General features: G+C 64.0%; 1 pseudogene. It reads left to right on the top strand.

Going from position 1 to position 480, the window contains the following annotated elements:
* Positions 1–480, top strand: a pseudogene (gene fusA / locus AACY52_RS30580) (elongation factor G); the annotation flags it as partial.

The raw sequence follows: 480 nt of genomic DNA, 5'->3' as shown, positions 1-480 counted from the left end.
CGGAAGATCTCGTCGAGCAGGCCAAGGAATACCGCGAGAAGATGGTGGAAGCCGCCGTCGAGCTCGACGACGACGCCATGGCTGCCTATCTCGACGGCAAGGAGCCGGACGAGGCGACCCTGAAGCGCCTGATCCGCAAGGCGGTGCTGACCGGCGCGTTCTATCCCGTGCTGTGCGGCTCGGCCTTCAAGAACAAGGGCGTTCAGCCGCTGCTCGACGCCGTCGTCGACTATCTGCCGTCGCCGCTCGACGTGCCCGCGATCAAGGGCACCGACGACAAGGGCAACGAAATCGTTCGCAAGGCGGACGACAAGGAGCCGCTGGCTCTGCTCGCGTTCAAGATCATGGACGACCCGTTCGTCGGAACCATCACCTTCTGCCGCATCTACTCCGGCGTCCTGCAGAGCTGCACCGGCGTCGTGAACTCGACCCGCGAGAAGAAGGAACGGATCGGGCGCATGCTGCTGATGCATGCGAACA

Source organism: Pseudomonas sp. EA_65y_Pfl1_P113, from assembly GCF_963970525.1.
Lineage (GTDB): Bacteria > Pseudomonadota > Gammaproteobacteria > Pseudomonadales > Pseudomonadaceae > Aquipseudomonas > Aquipseudomonas tritici.
The sequence above is the reverse complement of the archived record's forward strand: the minus strand, read 5'-3'. Positions and strand labels throughout refer to the sequence as shown.